Below are 18892 nucleotides of genomic sequence, written 5' to 3'. Positions count from 1 at the left end.
GCTAACGCCCGCTCCCGCCGTGCTTCCCATGTGAGTCGATTATGCGACTTTTCAAGATGAGCCGTGCAACCCCTTTGGGCGCGTAGGGACAAAAAGCGAACCCGATGCACCAGGCGCCAACTCACTGCGTATTGAACTCACCAAGGCACTCACTAAGGCACGCACCAGGCGCAGCAGCAAAGCCCGCTAGAAAAGCCGGAAAAACCCTGGAAATGCGATCTTTACAACGCGTCCGGGAACGTCTCAAAATATTCTTGACACCAGAATAAAGAGCCTCAACAATCAAGCTGGCACTTTTTTCAACCGCCTTTAATTTTCGAAAAAATGCCGTTGGTGAGCTTGTGAGGAGGGGGCGATCGCACTCCGCGATCGTTTAGCTTTTCGAACTGCTCGTGGTAGTGACATGAGTTACAGGGGAAGTTGGTATGGCAACCGGTACGGTCAAGTGGTTCAACGACGCGAAGGGTTTCGGGTTCATCACGCCGGATGAAGGCGGCGAGGATCTGTTCGCTCACTTTTCGGCCATTCAGATGAATGGTTTCAAGACCCTCAAAGAAGGTCAGAAGGTGAGCTTCGAGGTCGTGCAAGGCCCGAAGGGTAAACAGGCATCGAACATTCAGGCAGCGGCCTGATACGTTCGGTACCCGTACCTTGGGAACCCGGCTTCGGCCGGGTTTCTTTTTTGTCTGAATGCTTTTTAGGCGCGCGCTTTTGCGGCGTTATTTCTGTGTCATTGCACGCCAGATGATTTGAATAAAACACCTGGAATGCTTTGCACAATCGCCACAATTATTCACATTGTTTTCATTCGTGCGTGGTAGCGCACGCGAGATAAAACAAGTTACGTGACACGCAGCGTGCCCATCATGCCGAGATCCTCATGTTCGAGGATGTGGCAATGGAACATGCGATCACCCGCTTCATGCTGAACGGTCGCGAGATGCACGCTTTCCCCGGGCTTCACGTTGACCGTGTCGCGCCATGCGAGCACGGTCTCGTCGATGCGATTGCCGCCCGACTCGCGCGCAAGCACCTGAAACTGCGTACCGTGCAGATGGAAGGGATGATCCATATCCGTCTGGTTCGCAATCGTCCACTGTTCGACTTCATTACGACGGCTCGTGAGCGTGATGCGCGCGGGGTCGTATGACTCGCCGTTGATCATGAAGTGCATACCTTGGGGCATTCGGCGCTGCGATGCACCCGGCTGGTGCATCGCGTGCATGTCCATCGCCTCGCCGAACACGACGGATTTTTTGACATTCGATGGCACGAGCGGCGCGATCGGCCGCAGCTGAGCAGGCAGCGCTTTGCCTGCGAACGCTGCCTGCGGCGCGAATGCCACCTGGGCCAGCGTCGCCATCGGCGTAGGCGGCAAGCTGCCGTGCGTCATCGCCATCTTGCGGCGGTCGTACTGCGCCGCGAGCAGACGCGCCGACGACGCGCCCTGCCCCGCGCGCACGATCAGCTCAACGCGCTCGCCCGGCGCCAGCAACAACGACGTCAGACCCTCGCGCGGCGCGCCCAGCAAGCCGCCATCGGTCCCCACCTGGGCGAACGCGCGGCCGTCGTCGAACGCCAGCAGCAGATAGCGCGCGTTGCAGCCGTTCCAGACGCGCCAGCGCTCGTCGCGCACGATCCCGATACGCGGTTCGCGTGCGCCGTTCACGAGCACGAACTGGCCTTCGCGGCCGTTCATCCAGTCCATCATGCTATTGGCCGCGATCGTGCCGTCGGCGGCAAGCTTCAGGTCCGAGACGAACAGATGGCGCTCGGGCCAGTCCGCGAGCGGATCGTCGGCGGACCGCACGACAATCGGCCCCGCCAACCCGCGAAACACCTGCTCCGCCGTCTGCATGTGTGGATGCGGGTGATACCAGTAGGTGCCCGCACTGCCCTTCGGCAAGGTGAAGCGATAGACATGCATGGCGCCCGGCGCGATCGGATTCGCCGGATTGCCGTCCTGATCGGGCGGCACGGGCAGACCGTGCCAGTGAATCGTCGTGGGCTGCGCGAGGCGGTTGACGAAGCGGATCTCGACGCGATCGCCCTCGCGCACGTCGATCAGCGGACCGATCATGGGACCGTCGTTATTCGCTGCGCCTGAGTCGTACTGCCAGAAGGTGGTGGGCGGCGTGTCCGCGAGCAACGCATGCGCGGCGGGTTGCGCGATCAATGTTGCGCGAAATACACCCGCTTCGCGGCTTTCGTTGGCGAGCGTACGCAAGTTGGCGAGCGGTGCGCCAGCGGCCAACGCGTCAACCGCCGCGAGTGGTGCGAGTGGCGCGGGCGCCGGAGCGTGCGTCATATCAGCCATGCCAGGCATTCCCGACATGCCATCGCCGGACTCCCCGGCCAACGACGCGCGCGCGAACAGCGAAGCGGTAGCGGCGCCCAGCACGCCGGACAAAAACATTCTGCGTTTCATCGATGAATTCCTCAAATACGGCTGCCTGCGCAGCAGCGCAGGCCGGCATCGCCTTCGCACGCAATACGTCCATGCGCGTCATGTGCATGACATACGTCACGTCGTACGAAGCATTTCGTCTGATCCCGGCCCAGTTCACGTATGCGTGCACGGGCCTGCGTTCAGGCGATCGGAGGAGGCAGAGGAGGCGCGTGGATGATGCCCGAGCGCAAGGCGGCTACGTGCACTGAAGGCGCGTCGTGCGCCGGCGCGTGGGTATCGATTTGAGATTCGAGCGCGGGCAACCCGCAATGCACGCCGCAGCCCACGCTGCAACAACCCGCGTGGCAGCGGCCGCAGTCGTCACATCCGGTGTGACCAACGCCGCTGCAATGGGCACGCCCGGTCATCTGCGCGAGCACGACATGGCTGACTGAAGGCGGTTGCGCGTCGTGCAGCATGCGCTCGCACGCGCTCGCGCCGCACATGCCTGACAGCGCCAACACGCAAACGAGAAGGAAGCGACACAGAACGGCCATGAGAAAGACGACGCGCGATTGATGCTCGTCATGATAGCGCACACAAGGTCGGATAACGCGCACGCTAACGCACGATAAGGCGTGACCAGGACAAGGACTCCCACAGGACTGCTCGATAAGATCTGACGTCCTCGCTGGCGTATTGATACCTCCCTGTTCGCTGGCGAGCGTTCATCCAATACGAACCAGGAGCGCCCTACACCATGTCACTCAAACCCCTGCGCATCGCTGCGCTGATGTCCGCCATGCTCGTCGCCGCCTGTTCGACCACGGGCTTCACCACCTCATCGGCAAGCAGCGAAGCCGCCTCGCACGCGCAACTCGTACGCGAAGCGCGAGTCGCCCTGAACAACCTCTATGCCACGACCCCGAGCGCCAGGAACCTGAGCGCCAACGCCGCCGGCGTGCTGATCTTCCCCAGCATCGTGAAAGCCGGCTTCCTGCTTGGCGGGTCGGGTGGACGCGGCGTCCTGTTCGGACCGGACGGCAGCGTGAAGGGCTACTACAGCGCGGGCGCTGTCTCGTGGGGCCTGCAAGCCGGCGCGCAGAGTTTCTCGGAAGCCATGGTGTTGATGACGCCGGATGCGGTGCAGAACCTGGATACCGCTGACGGCTGGTCGGTCGGCGTGGGTCCGAGCGTCGTGGTCGCCGACGAGGGCATCGCCAGGGACGTCACGACCACGACCGCGCGCTCGGACGTCTACGCGTTCATCTACGGGCAGTCGGGCCTGATGGCGGGGCTCGGCGTGCAAGGCCAGAAAATTACCCGGCTCAGCAACTAAGCCCCACCGTTTGCCGACGGATAGCGCCCGACAAATCAATTTGGATAACTAATATAACTCATCAGGTTATTCGATGATCCAAAACAAAAACCCCGGCGGACGCGATGGTCCACCGGGGTTTTTGTGTCGCGCACTGACAGCGCCTACAAGCGCTTACAGGTTGTCGATCAGCACCTGCCCAAAGGCCGAACACGACACCTGTGTCGCGCCTTCCATCAGCCGCGCGAAGTCATACGTCACGCGCTTTTGCTGGATCGACTTTTCCATCGACGCGATGATCAGATCCGCGGCCTCGGTCCAGCCAAGGTGGCGCAACATCATTTCCGCCGACAGAATTTCCGAGCCCGGATTCACGTAGTCCTTGCCCGCGTACTTCGGCGCCGTGCCGTGCGTCGCTTCGAACATCGCCACCGAATCCGACAGATTCGCGCCCGGCGCGATGCCGATGCCGCCCACCTGCGCCGCCAGTGCGTCCGAGATGTAATCGCCGTTCAGGTTCAGCGTGGCGATCACGTCGTATTCAGCCGGGCGCAGCAGGATCTGCTGGAGGAAGGCGTCGGCGATCACGTCCTTGATGACGATGTCGGCGCCCGTCTTCGGATTCTTGATCTTCAACCACGGGCCGTCGTCGATCAGTTCCGCCGCGAATTCCTTCTGCGCGAGCGCGTAGCCGTAGTCGCGGAACGCGCCTTCGGTGAACTTCATGATGTTGCCCTTGTGCACGAGCGTCACCGAGCGGCGCTCGTTGTCGATCGCGTACTGGATCGCCTTGCGCACGAGACGCTCCGTGCCTTCGCGCGATACCGGCTTCACGCCGATACCCGAGCTGTCGGGGAAGCGGATCTTCGAGATGCCCATTTCGTCGCGCAGGAAAGCGATGAGCTTCTTCGCGCCCTCCGAATCCGCGGGCCACTCGATGCCTGCATAGATGTCTTCCGAGTTCTCGCGGAAAATCACCATGTTGACCTTCTCCGGCGCGCGCACCGGCGAGGGCACGCCCTTGAAGTACTGCACCGGCCGCAGGCACACATAGAGGTCGAGCTGCTGGCGCAGCGTCACGTTCAGCGAGCGGATGCCGCCGCCCACCGGCGTCGTCAGCGGTCCCTTGATCGACACGACGTAATCCTTCACGACGTCCAGCGTTTCGTCGGGCAGCCAGACATCGGGGCCGTACACACGCGTGGCCTTCTCGCCCGCGTAGATCTCCATCCAGTGAATCTTGCGCTTGCCGCCGTAGGCTTTTTCCACGGCTGCATTGACCACCTTGAGCATGACCGGCGTGATATCGACGCCCGTGCCGTCGCCCTCGATATACGGAATGATCGGCTGGTCGGAGACATTGAGCGAGAAATCCGGATTGACGGTGATCTTCTCACCGCCCGCCGGGACCTTGATGTGCTGATACGGCATGATCAACTCCAGTAGGGGGATCGGTCTGCGGAGCGCGAACAGTTCGCAATGCAATTATTCTGGGTGGCGCCGGGGTGAAGCCTGCTGCAGCCTGGGCGACGCCGGGTTCTGGCCGTTATTCTAGCCCACGCCCCGAACGCTCGTGCCCGCGCCCTCGCAAGGGCCGCGCAGCGCCTTCATGCTGCTGGCAGCGCCGGAGTTCAGCTAGCTGATATCTCATGTCTTATATAAGACCCATGAGATGCAGCAGCTAATACGTTGCGCGGTCTGCGGCGCGATATGCATTAAGATCGCGGCGCCTGCCCTTTCACCGTTTTGCATTTTGCTTCTTTCGCCATGCGCTTGATCGCCCTCAACAAACCCTTCGGCACGATCTGTCAATTTTCGCCGCACGAGACGCGCCAGTCGCTCGGGGACTGGGTCAAGACGCCGAACGTCTATCCGGCGGGCCGTCTCGATGCCGACAGCGAAGGACTGCTTCTGCTCACCGACGATGGTGCCTTGCAATCGCGCATCGCCGAACCGAAACGCAAGCTCGTAAAGCGCTATTGGGCGCAAGTGGAAGGCGCGCCCGGCGACGATGCGCTGGCAGCGCTCGAACGCGGTGTCGATCTCGGGGACTTTGTGACACAGCCATGTCGAGCAAGGAAAATTGCCGATGCCGATGCGCAAATTCTCTGGCCGCGCAATCCGCCTATCCGTTTTCGCGCGGCGATTCCCACGACCTGGATCGAACTCGCCATCAGCGAAGGAAAAAACCGTCAGGTGCGGCGCATGACGGCCGCCGTGGGATTTCCTACGCTGCGTCTCGTGCGTGTCGCGATCGGTTCTCTCGATATTTTTTCGCTGGGTCTTGCGCCTGGCGACAGCGTCGACGTCCCCACGGAGGCTCCGTGGAAGCCTGCATCGCACGCGCGGCGCACGCACAAGTGACTGTTGCGCAAGCACTTTTTCGGCATTGAAGCCGATTCGGGCCTGAAAAAAGCGCTGCTTTTGAGTTGCCGCGCATAGTCGAAAAAGCACGAAGCTAATGAAAACATCCGAAAACATCGAAAAACTTCGGAAAATTTCGCGTCAACCGTCTGGCGAGACCATGCGTTAAACCACGCAGATGCCGCCCGAAGCTATCCGGCATTCAGCCTTCAGGGTCCAGGCAGCAATGCACGGTCCCGACCGCTGGCAGACACGAATTGCAAGTTCACGAGAATTTGTCGATCCGACTGTCAACCGAAAGGTGGATGGCACGTTTACCGACCTGATCCAATAACCGGGTCACTTGGTTAATTAACTCAAGCTGAGGATTCACAAAATGAACAAACTGATCGCTGCTCTGGTCGCTGGCCTCTTCGCATCGGCTGCATTCGCACAAGCTTCGGCTCCGGAAGCTGCTTCGGCTGCTCCGGCAGCTGCTGCTTCGTCGGCACACAAGGCTTCGCACAAGAAGTCGCACAAGAAGTCGCACAAGAAGGCAGCAGCTAAGGCTGAAGCAGCTTCGGCAGCCTCGGAGTAAGCTTGTTGTAAGACGTCTCGGAGAATGGCGCACCGCGCCGATCTTCGCTTCGTTTGAAAGGCAGAGTGTCGCAAGGCGCTCTGCCTTTTGTTTTTGCAGCATCGTTTTTTTGCGGTGTCATCGCGTGATTTCGCTGCGATCCCGTGTTATCGCGCTGCAAGTTTTGACCCGCGCCGACCTGGTCGCGTAACATGCGCGGACTAATCTCTAGCAAGGAGCTACTCGTGCGATTTTCCCTGCGCCCGTTGATCGCGCGTTGCGCGCTCGCAGCGTTTGCCACCGTGTCGGCTTTCACGTTGACGTCGGCTCTCATCAGCTCGCCGGCACACGCCCAGCAGATGCCGCCAGGCGCAAAGCAGCCCGGCGATTTCCCGCGTTTGAAGCTCACGGCAGGCATGTTCGTGATCGACGCCGCCGTCGCCGCCAATGATGCGGACCGCGAGCAAGGCCTCATGTATCGCACGCAGCTCGCGCCCAACGAGGGCATGCTGTTCGTGTTCGGCGAAAACGCCGTGCACTGCTTCTGGATGAAGAACACGCTGATCCCGCTGTCGATCGCCTTCATGCGCGCCGACGGCACGATCACCGACATCGACGAGATGGATGCCGAAACGACCAACAATCACTGCCCGCGCAACAACGGCGTCTACGCGCTGGAAATGAGCAAGGGTTTCTTCACGTCGAAGGGCATCAAGCCCGGCATGAAGATCGACGGTCTGCCGCCGATGCAATAAGCGTTGCGTCAGGCGCCGGCGCGAACGCGCCTCCAGGCCTCGCTCCCCAAACCGGCCCCGCTTCAGGCGGCGCCGGTTTTTTTACGTCCGGTCACGGCCGCTGTCGGGCTCGCGCCCCGCTCCGGCGCTGTTTCTGCAAAAGCCTCGCGCAAGCGCTATCCTAGTAGTCCGCCGCGCGGACCACGCTGGCCCGGAGCCATCCGGACCAGCCGCCACGCGGACCGCCGGATCACGCGCAGGCCGCGCCGCGCGCTGTCCGGCACTTTCCATGGCGCGTCCATTCCAAGGAGATCACCGTGCCTCGCAAGACTCCCATCGAGCGCTACCGGAACATCGGCATCAGCGCTCACATCGATGCCGGCAAAACCACGACGACCGAACGCATCCTTTTTTACACCGGTGTGAATCACAAGCTCGGCGAGGTTCATGACGGCGCGGCGACCATGGACTGGATGGAACAGGAACAGGAACGCGGCATCACGATCACCTCGGCCGCGACGACCGCCTTCTGGAAGGGTATGGCCGGCAATTACCCCGAGCACCGCATCAACATCATCGACACGCCGGGGCACGTGGACTTCACGATCGAGGTCGAGCGCTCCATGCGCGTGCTCGACGGCGCGTGCATGGTGTACGACTCGGTCGGCGGCGTGCAGCCGCAGTCGGAAACCGTGTGGCGCCAGGCGAACAAGTACAAGGTGCCGCGCATCGCCTTCGTCAACAAGATGGATCGCGTCGGCGCGGACTTCTTTCGCGTGCAGCGGCAGATCGGCGAGCGCCTGAAGGGCGTGGCGGTGCCGATCCAGATTCCCGTGGGCGCGGAAGATCACTTCCAGGGCGTGGTCGATCTCGTGAAGATGAAGGCGATCGTGTGGGACGACGAAAGCCAGGGCGTGAAGTTCGAGTACGCAGAGATTCCCGCGAACCTGCTGGAAACGGCGAAGGAATGGCGCGAGAAGATGGTCGAGGCGGCCGCCGAAGCCGACGAGACGCTGCTCGAAAAATACCTCGAAGATCACGAGAGCCTGACCGAGGACGAGATCAAGGGCGCGCTGCGCAAGCGCACGATCGCCAATGAAATCGTGCCGATGCTGTGCGGCAGCGCGTTCAAGAACAAGGGCGTGCAGGCGATGCTCGACGCCGTGATCGACTATCTGCCCTCGCCCGTCGATGTGCCCGCGATTCTCGGCCACGATCTGCACGACAAGGAAATCGAGCGCCATCCGAACGACGAGGAGCCGTTCTCCGCGCTCGCCTTCAAGATCATGACCGATCCGTTCGTCGGCCAGTTGATCTTCTTCCGCGTCTATTCGGGCGTGGTGGAGTCGGGCAATACGGTGCTCAACGCGATCAAGGACAAGAAGGAGCGCCTCGGCCGCATCCTGCAGATGCACGCGAACGAGCGCAAGGAAATCAAGGAAGTGCGCGCGGGCGACATCGCCGCCGCCGTGGGCCTGAAGGAAGCCACGACCGGCGACACGCTATGCGACCCCGCGCACCCGATCATCCTCGAAAAGATGATCTTCCCCGAGCCCGTGATCTCGCAGGCCGTGGAGCCGAAGACCAAGGCCGACCAGGAAAAGATGGGCATCGCGCTCAACCGTCTCGCGCAGGAAGACCCGTCGTTCCGCGTGCAGACCGACGAGGAATCCGGCCAGACCATCATCTCGGGCATGGGCGAGCTGCACCTGGAAATTCTCGTCGATCGAATGAAGCGCGAGTTCGGCGTGGAGGCGACGGTCGGCAAGCCGCAGGTCGCGTATCGCGAGACCGTGAAGAACAAGGTCGAGGATGTCGAAGGCAAGTTCGTCAAGCAGTCGGGCGGGCGCGGCCAGTACGGCCACGCGGTCATCACGCTCGAACCGCAGACGCCGGGCAAGGGCTACGAGTTCGTCGACGCCATCAAGGGCGGCGTGATTCCGCGCGAATTCATCCCGGCCGTGGACAAGGGTATCCAGGAGACGCTGAAGGCCGGTGTGCTCGCGGGCTATCCGGTGGTCGATACGAAGGTCACGCTCACCTTCGGCTCGTACCACGACGTCGACTCGAACGAAAACGCCTTCCGCATGGCCGGATCGATGGCCTTCAAGGAAGCGATGCGCAAGGCGAAGCCGATCCTGCTTGAACCGATGATGGCGGTGGAAGTGGAAACGCCCGAAGACTTCATGGGCAACGTGATGGGCGATCTGTCGAGCCGTCGCGGCATCGTGCAGGGCATGGAGGACATCGCGGGCGGCGGCGGCAAGATCGTGCGCGCTGAAGTGCCGCTGTCCGAAATGTTCGGCTATTCGACGTCGCTGCGCTCGCTCACGCAAGGGCGCGCCACTTACACGATGGAGTTCAAGCACTACGCGGAGACGCCGCAGAACGTCGCCGAAGCGGTCATCAACGCGAAGAAGACGTAATACAGGCAACGAGCAGGCACCGCGCAGGCACCGCAGACGTTGCTGCGCACACGCAAGCCCGTCCCTTCCTGGACGGGCTTTTTCACATGCGCGCGCCGCAATTTTGACCATGCCACAATGCGCCGATGACATTGCGCGCGGCGCGCAGCCGACGCAACAAGGAGACAGACGATGAGTCACGATCACGACCCTGAGCACGAGCATGAGCACGAACATGCGCACGAACATCCTCACGATGGCGCGCCCATCGACTGGCGCGAGAACGGTGTGAAGGTGATTCGCGGCGACCAGCTCGACAGCAACACCGCGCAGACGCCCGGCATGAACCGCGCCGCCGCCATCAACGCGGCGCGCGTGGGCGCGCAGAAGATCTGGGCCGGCACCGTGACGATCCACCCCAACGCGAAGACGGGTGCGCATCACCACGGCGCGCTGGAAAGCGTGATCTACGTCGTGCGCGGCCACGCGCGCATGCGCTGGGGCGAGCATCTGGAATTCACCGCCGAAGCCGGGCCGGGCGATTTCATCTTCGTGCCGCCCTATGTGCCGCACCAGGAAATCAACGCCAGCACCGACGATCCGCTCGAATGCGTGCTGGTGCGCAGCGACAACGAGGCCGTCGTCGTGAACCTGAACATCGACGCCGTCGAAGCGCCCGAGACGGTCTACTGGGTCGATCCGATCCATCGTCATCCGCACGATCACTGAACACCGCCTTCGCATGACACACACCGCCAGGCCGCTGCGCCGCCGATTGATTCCGCTCTATGCCGTGCTGATCGCCGCGAATCTCGCGGCGTGGGCGTGGGCGCTGATCGCCTTTCGCCACTATCCGCTGTTGCTCGGCACCGCCCTGCTCGCCTATGGCTTCGGCCTGCGTCATGCCGTGGACGCCGACCACATCGCCGCCATCGACGCCGTCACGCGCAAGCTGATGCAGCGCGGCCAGCAGCCGCTGGGCGTGGGCCTCGCGTTCTCGTTGGGACACTCGACCATCGTGATCGCGGCGACCGTGGGCATCGCGCTGTCGGCGCTCACGCTGCATGGGCGCTTCGAACAGTTTCACGAGATCGGTTCGACCATCGGCACGCTGGTGTCGTCGGGCTTTTTGCTGGTGCTCGCCGGTGTGAATCTCGTGATCCTGCGCGACGTGTGGCGGCGCTATCGAATCGCCGGGCGCGCGCAGCCAGGCGAGGATGCCGCGACGCTCGCGGCGCAGGCGAGTCCCCCCGCCGGGCTTTTGTCGCGCGCGCTGCGCCCGCTTTTCAGGCTCGTCACGAAGAGCTGGCATATGTATCCCGTGGGCGTGCTGTTTGGCCTGGGCTTCGACACGGCCACCGAGATCGGCCTGCTCGCCATTGCCGCCGCCGAAGCGGGCAAGGGCTTGCCGATGTACTCGATCCTCGTGTTTCCGGCGCTCTTCACCGCAGGCATGACGCTCGTCGATTCCACCGACAACGTGCTGATGGTGCACGCCTACGGCTGGGCCATGGACGACCCCAGGCGCAAGCTCTACTACAACGCGAGCATCACTTTCGTGTCGGCGCTGGTGGCAATCGTCATCGGCGGCGTGGAGGCCGTCGGACTGATCGGCGACAGGCTCGGCGCGAGCGGCGGCGTGTGGTCGGTCGCGGCGGGTCTGAACGACCGCTTCGGCGAACTCGGCTATGGCATCGTCGCGCTCTTCATCGCCTGCTGGATCGGCTCGGTGCTGTTTCATCGCTGGCGCCGGCCCGCGGCGACGCCAACGACTCCCTCGATTCCCATGCAATAGCGCACGCCTGCGCCGCTTGCGCGTCCCTTGACGCGCAAGCGCGGCCACCTTGGGCACTACATGCCTGCCCTCACTCGCGCGAGCGCGCAACCCCGCACAACCCTGGTCCTCGTGCCGATCTCCGAAAACGCGTAAACTGGCCGCGCAAGCCTCATCCGTCGTCTGCCGCACCCGTATGCCGCCGTCGTGTCCGCTTCGATGCGGTCGCGCCCATCCACGGAACCGCACGGAATCTCGCGCCGATGAAACGTCCGCAGTCCAGGCAGTCCAGGCCTTCCCGCCCGCTCGCGCCCCAGCGCGCATCGTCCACTCTCGAACCCTTGCGCCATGAAGCCGGCGACTACGGCAACCACGCCATCGACGAGTTTCTCGCCGGCCGCCTCACCCGCCGCGAACTGCTGCGCTACGCGGGCGTGCTGGGCCTGTCGGGCATCGCGCTCGCAGGCGGCGGGCTGATCGCGCCGCGCGGCGCCCGCGCCCAGGGCGCGGGCAAGCCGGGCGACCAGACCATCCGCGTCGCGCATCTGATGCCGGCGGGCGCGGTCGATCCGCTCACCGTCACCGACGCGGGCGCACTGTGCCTCTTGAACCAGACCGGCGAATTTCTCGCCAACGACGACGCCGACGGCCGTCTGCAACCGGCCCTCGCGCTCTCCTGGCAGCCCAACGACAAAGCCGACGTCTGGACCTTCAAGCTGCGCACCGGCGTGAAGTTCCACGACGGCCAGCCGTTCGGCGCGAAGGACGTGGTGGCCACGTTCGACCGGCTCGCCGATCCGGCCAGCGGTTCGGCGGCGTTGTCCGTGCTCAAGGGCGTGCTGTCCAAGGGCGGCACGAAGCTGATCGACGAACACACCGTCGCGTTTCATCTCGACGCGCCCAATGGCAACTTTCCGTACTACGTTTCTTCGGACAACTACAACGCCGTGCTGCTGCCTGCAAACTACGCGGGCAACTACGAGAAAACTTTTATCGGCACCGGGCCGTTCAAGCTCGACAAGTACGAAGCGCGGCGCGGCGCGAGTTTCGTGCGCCACGACGGCTACTGGGGCGACAAGGCGCTGCCCGCGCGCGTGCAGTTCGCCTTCTACGCCGACGAGCAGGCGCAGATTCTCGCACTGCAGGGCCGTCAGGCCGATGTGATGGGCACCTTCACCGTGCAGGGCGGCTTCGGCATCCTCAACAATCCCGATTTCAAGGTGATCGGCGTGCGTTCGAGCGCGCACCGCCAGATCCACATGCGCAACGATGTCGCGCAGTTCAAGGACAAGCGCGTGCGCCAGGCGCTGGCGCTCGCGCTCGATCGCGACGTGATGGTGCGCGGCCTCTTCAAGGGCCGCGCCGTGGTGGGCAACGACAGCCCGTTCGCGCCGATCTTCCCGTCCACGGCCACGACCGTGCCGCAACGCAAGGCGGATCTGGCCAGGGCGCGTCAGTTGCTCGCCCAGGCGGGCGTGGCGAACGGCTTCGACGTCACACTCACGACCGAGAAATACATGGAGATCGCCGATCTGGCCGTGGTCGTGCAGAACGCGGCCAAGGCGATCGGCGTGCGCATCGCGCTGAAGGTGGAGAGCCAGTCGCAGTACTACGGCGCGGGCACCTACGGCAAATCGGACTGGCTAGACGCGCCGATGGGCATCACCGATTACGGTCATCGCGGCGTGCCGAACGTGTTCCTCAACGCACCGCTCACGAGCGGCGGCACATGGAACGCGGCGCATTTCCGCAATCCGCAGTACGACAAGCTGGTGGCGCAGTTCGTGGCGACGCTCGACGTGGCGGCGCAAAAGCAGGTGTCGGCGCAGATCCAGACGCTGCTGCTCGACGAAACGCCGATCGTCATTCCGTACTTCTACGATCAGCTGATCGCGCAGCGCACGACGCTCTCCGGCGTGCATTTCACGGCGCTCGCGCAGTTGTACTTCGACCGCGCCACGCTCGCGGGCTGATTCGCTGCGCTCAGTTGCGCACTTTTGCCAGGACGATGGCCACCGAGCTGACGAAACCGCCTCACCCCGAGCCGCGCCCGAGCCGCCCGAGCCGCCCGAGCCGCCCTCCGCTGGCTCCCGGCGGCGGCGCGGCGCGTTTTCTCGCGCAACGCGCCGCGTGGGCGCTGTTCACGCTCTGGCTGCTCTCCGTGCTCGTGTTCGCGGGCGGCCAGTTGCTGCCGGGCGACATTGGCCGCGCCGTGCTGGGGCCGCTTGCCGATGCGCGCGCCGTCGCCGCGCTCAATCATCAACTGGGCGCGGACCGCCCGCTGCTCGATCAATACGCCGCCTGGATCGGCCACGCATTGCGCGGCGACCTCGGCAGTTCGTGGACGTTTCGCCAGCCGGTCGCGCCGATGGTCGGCGACGCCTTGCTGCAATCGGCGAAGCTCGGCTTTTTCGCCTTCGTCGTGGTGGTGCCGCTCGGCATCGGCGGCGGCGTGTGGGCCGCGCTCAACGGCGGGCGCTGGCTCGATCGCCTGATCAGCACGCTCGGGCTGTGCGCGAGCGCGGTGCCGGAGTTCGTCTCGTCGATCGCGCTGATTCTCGTGTTCGGCGTGTGGCTGCGCTGGCTGCCGATCGAGGCCGTCGCGCCGCCCGACGCGGGTGCGTTCGAGACGCTGCGTCATCTCGTGCTGCCCGTGCTGCCGCTCGTGCTGGTGTTCTTCGGCTATCTCGCGCGGATCGCGCGCGCGGGCATGCTCGACGCGCTCGACGCCGATTACACCCGCACCGCGATCCTCAAGGGCCTGCCGCGCCATACCGTGATCGTGCGCCACGTGCTGCGCAACGCGCTGCTGCCGAGCGTGACGGTGGCGGCCACGCAGCTCGGCTATCTGATCGGCGGGCTGGTGGTGGTGGAATCGCTGTTCCGTTACCCGGGCATCGGCTCGCTGATCTACAACGCGGCCAAGGCGAAGGACTTCCCCTTGCTTGAAGCGGGCGTGCTCACGGTGGGCCTCGTCTACACGCTCGCGAATCTCGGCGCCGATCTGCTGCACGCGCTGTTCGATCCGCGCCTGCGCAATCCCGCCAGCCGATAAAGACCTGCCGACAAAGCACGCATGAACGATACGGCCTCCGAAACGATCAACGACGGCGCGTCCGTCACCCCGCACGAGTCGTCGCGAGGCTTCGCGACGCTGCGTCTCCTGCTGCGCTCGCCCGCCTTCGTGCTGGGCGCGCTGATCCTGCTCGCGTGGATCGTCTGCGCGCTCGCGGGCGCATGGATCGCGCCGTACGACGCCTACGCGTCCGATCCGCTCAGTTCGCTGACGCCGCCCGACCACGCACACTGGTGCGGCACCGATCAGCTCGGCCGCGACATCTGCTCGCGCGTGATCGTCGGCGCGCGCGACATTCTCACGATCGCGCCGCTGGCCACCCTGGCCGGCACGCTCGCGGGCGCGGCGCTCGGTCTCCTCACGGGCTATCTCGAAGGCTGGGCGGGTACGCTGCTCGCGCGCGCGCTCGACGCCGTGCTCGCACTGCCGCTCGTGATCGTCGCGCTGCTGGTGCTCGCGGCGGTGGGCGCGTCGAATCTCGCCGTCGTGCTGGTGATCGGCATCACCTTCGCGCCGCTCGTCGCGCGCACGGTGCGCGCCGCCGTGCTGGCCGAACGCCATCTCGACTATGTGGCCGCCGCCCGCCTGCGCGGCGAGCGCGCACTCTACGTGATGTTCGCGGAGATCCTGCCCAACGTCTGGCCGCCGATCGTCGTGGAGGCCACCGTGCGTCTGGGCTATGCGATCTTCGCGGTGGCGACGCTCTCGTTTCTCGGCTTCGGCATCCAGCCGCCTTCCGCCGACTGGGGCCTGGCGCTGGCGGAGTCGTATGCGCTGCTCGCGGGCGGCGCGTGGTGGAGCGTGGCGTTCGATGCGCTCGCGATCGCCTCGCTCGTGGTGGCCGTGAATCTGATCGCCGACAGTCTGCGCGAGGTGCTGCAAACGTGAACCGCCCTGACACAGGCAAAGGCGCGGCCACCCGCGCGGACGCACGCCCATCGCGCAGCCCCGCCCTCGCCACCTTCGGCGCGCCGCGCGCCGACGATGCGCTCGCGCTCGTCGGCCTGAGCGTGTCGTACCGCGTGCGTGGGCGCGAGCGCGACGTGCTCACCGACGTCTCGCTGCGCATCGGGCGCGGCGAGGCCTACGGTCTCGTCGGCGAATCGGGCTGCGGCAAATCGACGGTCGCGCTGGCCGTGCTGCGCTACCTCGCGCATAACGGCCGCGTGAAATCCGGACGCATCGCGATTGCGGGCGAGGACGTCCTCAAGCTCGATCGCGAAGGCCTGCGCCTGTTGCGCGCGCACAAGGTATCGATGGTCTATCAGGACCCGGCGAGCGCGCTCAACCCGACGCTGACGATCGTGCGCCAGTTGAGCGAGGCCTTCGAAGCCGCGGGCGCGAGTCCCGCCGATGCGCTCGATCAGGCGCACGCGATGCTCGCGCGCGTACGCATCGCCGATCCCGCGCGCGTGATGGCGAGCTGGCCGCATCAGCTTTCGGGCGGCATGCAGCAGCGCGTGGTGATCGCCATGGCGCTCGCCTCCAATCCCACCTTGCTGATCCTCGACGAACCCACCACGGGCCTCGACGCCACCGTCGAAGCCGAAGTCCTCGCGCTCGTCGCGCAACTGCGCGAAGAACTCGACATGGCGGTGCTGCTCATCAGCCACGATCTTGGCGTGATCGCGCGCATGTGCGAGCGCGTGGGCGTGCTCTACGCGGGGCGTCTGGTCGAAGAAGGCCCGACGCAGGACGTGTTTGCACGCGCGCGCCACCCGTACACGGTGGGTTTGTTGCGCTGCCTGCCGGCGCCTGGCCGCACCAGGGCGCACGGCACGCTCGATACGATCGCGGGCGAGCTGCCCGCGCCAGGCACGCTCACGCACGGCTGCATCTACGCCCCGCGCTGCCGTATGGCCGACGCGCGCTGCCACGAGCACGCGCCGCCGCCGCATCGCATGGAAGCGCCGCACGGCGAACAGATGTCGCGCTGCCATTACCACGAGCGCGCCATCGACTTGCCCGTCGCGGATGCCGCCAATGCAGCCGAGGCAGCCGAGGCGAGCGACATCGATGAGATCGATGTGCGCGCAAGCGCACAGACAGGCCAGCCCGCCGTGAATGCGGCCATGCCAGTCGTATTGCGCGCGACTCATCTTTCACTGACCTTCGGTCACGGCGCGCGGTCGCTGCGCGTGCTCAACGACGTCTCGCTCGAATTGCGCGCGGGCGAAACGCTCGGCCTCGTCGGCGAATCGGGCAGCGGCAAGACGACGCTCGCGAAGCTCTTGCTGGGCGTGCATGCCGCCGACGCAGGCGGCATCGTCGAACTCGACGGCCAGCCGCTCGCGGGGCGTCTCGCGCGGCGCAACGCGCAAGCGTTACGGGCGCTGCGCATCGTGTTCCAGCATCCCGACGCTTCGCTCAATCGCGCGTTGCCCGTCAACCGGCTGGTAGGACGCGCGCTCGCGCGTGCCGGGGGCGAGCGCATGAGCAGCGCGAACACAGCCCGCATCGCCGGCTTGCTGGATGCGGTGCGCGTGCCCATCCGTTATCTCAACGCGCGGGCGCGGCAGCTTTCGGGCGGCCTCAAGCAGCGCGTGGCGATCGCCCAGGCCTTCGCGGGCGATCCGCGCGTGGTGATCTGCGACGAGCCGACTTCGGCACTCGATGTCTCGGTGCAGGCGGCGATTCTCAACCTGCTTGCCCGTCTGCAACGCGAACGCGGCGTGAGCTATCTCTTCATCTCGCACGATCTCGACGTCGTGCGCTATCTCGCGGATCGGGTCATGGTGCTCTACGCGGGCCACGTAGTAGAGAGCGGCCCGGCGAACGCCGTGCTCGGCGGCCCCTGCCATCCCTATACCGAAACGCTGCTGAACGCCGCCTCAGCGACAGGAAAGCAACCGACGCGCGACGCGGCCGCCAGCGGCACGCCCTCCACCGGCACGGGCTGCGTGTTCAGCGGACGTTGTCCGCGCAAGCTCGGCGCGCAGTGCGACGAAATCGCCCCGCCCTTCGTATCCGATACGGACGGCCATCGCATCCGCTGCCACATCCCCGCCGCCGAACTGCGCGAACTGCAACGCGCGAGCGCCGTGGCTCCCGGCAAGTCGTAAGAAGGCGCGCCGAAGATCAGACGAAATTCGTTGCGCTGTCCGCATTTGCAACGCAATTCGACATCCGGCAATGACACGTTTCATCGCCGAAACGTTTTCAGCGATTTTTTCTGCGGCAGCATCGTAGGTCAATTGTTAAGTCCTCTGTGCGCGGCCTTCTGCGCCGGATGGCACAGAACTCGCTATATAGACCCCAGGCATCCGGTCGCCGCCTGACGAGGTTCCGCCGCGCATCCATGCGCTACGCCCTCGCCGGACGAACGGATGACCGGACGCACGACGCACCTGCTTTCTGCCGCCCCGTCATAGGGCTCCGACAATCGGCAAGGACTCCTGCACAAACCGGTCATCCGATGCGAAGCCGGCCGTGTGCCTCGTGTACCGTTTCAACCGGCATGACGTGACGCCCCCACGTATGGAGCGCACACCGGCGTAGAGCGGATTCAGCCTGACGGGGGTCGACGCCGTTGCAGTTTCTGCGCGGCGCCAGACACAAGGCGCAAGAGAAGCGAAGCGGACGCTCGCCATCGCTTCCCGGGAGGACGTCATGAAGAACAGATCATTTCATCAGTACTGCTACCGGGTTGGCCGAGGACTCGCAATCGTTGCAATCGGCGCGGCGGGAGCCAGTCTGCTCCTGCCCGCCATCGGCGCGCACGCCGAGGGCAACGTCACGTCCCCGACCTGGATCGTCGTCGCCGATGCCGCGTTGCCGCCAGGCGGCGGCGCCGTCAACGATGCGGGTATGCCGGTGCAAGGCTCGGGACCGGGCACCAGTCCGTTCGCCGCGGCCAGCGCGGAACCGGCAAGCGGCGCGGGTGGTGCGAGTGGCCCCGGCAAGGCGGCCGGCGCGGGCGGCGCACCGGGAACGGCGGGCACAGCCGGCACCGGCGGCGCGCCCGACAGCGAGACCGTGAGCGAAGCCTCGGATGCGGCCACGGTTTTCCTGCCGACGAACTGCTATGGCTCCAACAGCGGCAAATGCGGTCAAGGCGGCCGCGGCGGCAACGGATCGTCGTCGAGTTCCGCCAGCGCGGGCGTGTCCGGCAGCACGAGTTCGGGATCAAGCAGCAGTTCGGGCACGGGCCGCGGCGGCAACTCGGGCGTCGGCGGTGCGACCAGCGGATCGAGCAATTCCGGCTCGGGTGGCGGTGGCAACAGTGGCGGTGGCGGTGGCGGTGGTGGTGGTGGTGGCGGTGGTGGCGGTGGCGGTG

General features: G+C 65.0%; 14 protein-coding genes and 1 pseudogene. 13 read left to right on the top strand and 2 right to left on the bottom strand.

Going from position 1 to position 18892, the window contains the following annotated elements:
• Positions 1-425: 425 nt before the first annotated feature.
• Complete coding sequence (gene cspD, locus B0G62_RS22510) at positions 426-632, top strand: cold shock domain-containing protein CspD (protein WP_017776809.1); 207 nt, start codon at positions 426-428, stop codon at positions 630-632.
• Between the two features lie 209 nt (positions 633-841).
• Here the strand turns inward: cspD and B0G62_RS22505 are convergent, their stop codons facing one another.
• Positions 842-2428 (bottom strand): multicopper oxidase family protein, encoded by a 1587-nt coding sequence (locus B0G62_RS22505; RefSeq protein ID WP_103706428.1) that lies wholly within the window; start codon positions 2426-2428, stop codon positions 842-844.
• A gap of 721 nt (positions 2429-3149) precedes the next feature.
• Here B0G62_RS22505 and B0G62_RS22500 point away from each other — a divergent pair.
• Positions 3150-3728, top strand: a complete 579-nt coding sequence (locus B0G62_RS22500; protein WP_103706427.1) for a lipid-binding SYLF domain-containing protein — start codon at positions 3150-3152, stop codon at positions 3726-3728.
• A 153-nt stretch (positions 3729-3881) separates the two neighbouring features.
• Here the strand turns inward: B0G62_RS22500 and icd are convergent, their stop codons facing one another.
• Positions 3882-5138, bottom strand: a complete 1257-nt coding sequence (icd, locus tag B0G62_RS22495) for an NADP-dependent isocitrate dehydrogenase (RefSeq protein WP_103706426.1) — start codon at positions 5136-5138, stop codon at positions 3882-3884.
• 336 nt (positions 5139-5474) lie between these two features.
• Here icd and B0G62_RS22490 point away from each other — a divergent pair, with 336 nt between their 5' ends.
• The 11 genes and pseudogenes from B0G62_RS22490 to B0G62_RS31950 all read left to right on the top strand — a co-directional run.
• Positions 5475-6071, top strand: a complete 597-nt coding sequence (locus B0G62_RS22490; protein WP_103706531.1) for a pseudouridine synthase — start codon at positions 5475-5477, stop codon at positions 6069-6071.
• Between the two features lie 376 nt (positions 6072-6447).
• Complete coding sequence (locus tag B0G62_RS22485) at positions 6448-6648, top strand: hypothetical protein (RefSeq protein ID WP_027817526.1); 201 nt, start codon at positions 6448-6450, stop codon at positions 6646-6648.
• Between the two features lie 224 nt (positions 6649-6872).
• On the top strand, positions 6873-7382 hold the full coding sequence (locus B0G62_RS22480) for a DUF192 domain-containing protein (RefSeq protein WP_103706425.1): 510 nt from the start codon (positions 6873-6875) through the stop codon (positions 7380-7382).
• Between the two features lie 296 nt (positions 7383-7678).
• Entirely contained in the window at positions 7679-9787 is a 2109-nt protein-coding gene (gene fusA, locus B0G62_RS22475; RefSeq protein WP_103706424.1) for an elongation factor G, read from the top strand.
• Between the two features lie 171 nt (positions 9788-9958).
• Positions 9959-10495, top strand: coding sequence for a cupin domain-containing protein (locus B0G62_RS22470; RefSeq protein ID WP_244193336.1), 537 nt, complete (start codon positions 9959-9961; stop codon positions 10493-10495).
• A 13-nt stretch (positions 10496-10508) separates the two neighbouring features.
• On the top strand, positions 10509-11561 hold the full coding sequence (locus B0G62_RS22465) for a HoxN/HupN/NixA family nickel/cobalt transporter (protein WP_103706423.1): 1053 nt from the start codon (positions 10509-10511) through the stop codon (positions 11559-11561).
• A 242-nt stretch (positions 11562-11803) separates the two neighbouring features.
• Positions 11804-13513 carry an ABC transporter substrate-binding protein gene (locus B0G62_RS22460; protein ID WP_103706422.1) on the top strand — a complete coding sequence of 570 codons (1710 nt, stop codon included), beginning with the start codon at positions 11804-11806 and terminating at the stop codon, positions 13511-13513.
• 35 nt (positions 13514-13548) lie between these two features.
• Entirely contained in the window at positions 13549-14595 is a 1047-nt protein-coding gene (locus B0G62_RS22455) for an ABC transporter permease (protein WP_103706421.1), read from the top strand.
• A 21-nt stretch (positions 14596-14616) separates the two neighbouring features.
• On the top strand, positions 14617-15504 hold the full coding sequence (locus B0G62_RS22450; protein WP_103706420.1) for an ABC transporter permease: 888 nt from the start codon (positions 14617-14619) through the stop codon (positions 15502-15504).
• On the top strand, positions 15501-17678 hold the full coding sequence (locus tag B0G62_RS22445) for a dipeptide ABC transporter ATP-binding protein (RefSeq protein WP_103706419.1): 2178 nt from the start codon (positions 15501-15503) through the stop codon (positions 17676-17678). Before B0G62_RS22450 ends, B0G62_RS22445 begins: the two co-directional genes overlap by 4 nt.
• 547 nt (positions 17679-18225) lie before the next feature.
• Positions 18226-18892 (top strand): annotated as a pseudogene (locus B0G62_RS31950) (hypothetical protein); the annotation flags it as partial.

The organism is Paraburkholderia eburnea (assembly GCF_002917095.1).
GTDB lineage: Bacteria > Pseudomonadota > Gammaproteobacteria > Burkholderiales > Burkholderiaceae > Paraburkholderia > Paraburkholderia eburnea.
This window is presented reverse-complemented; position numbering and strand designations above follow the sequence as displayed.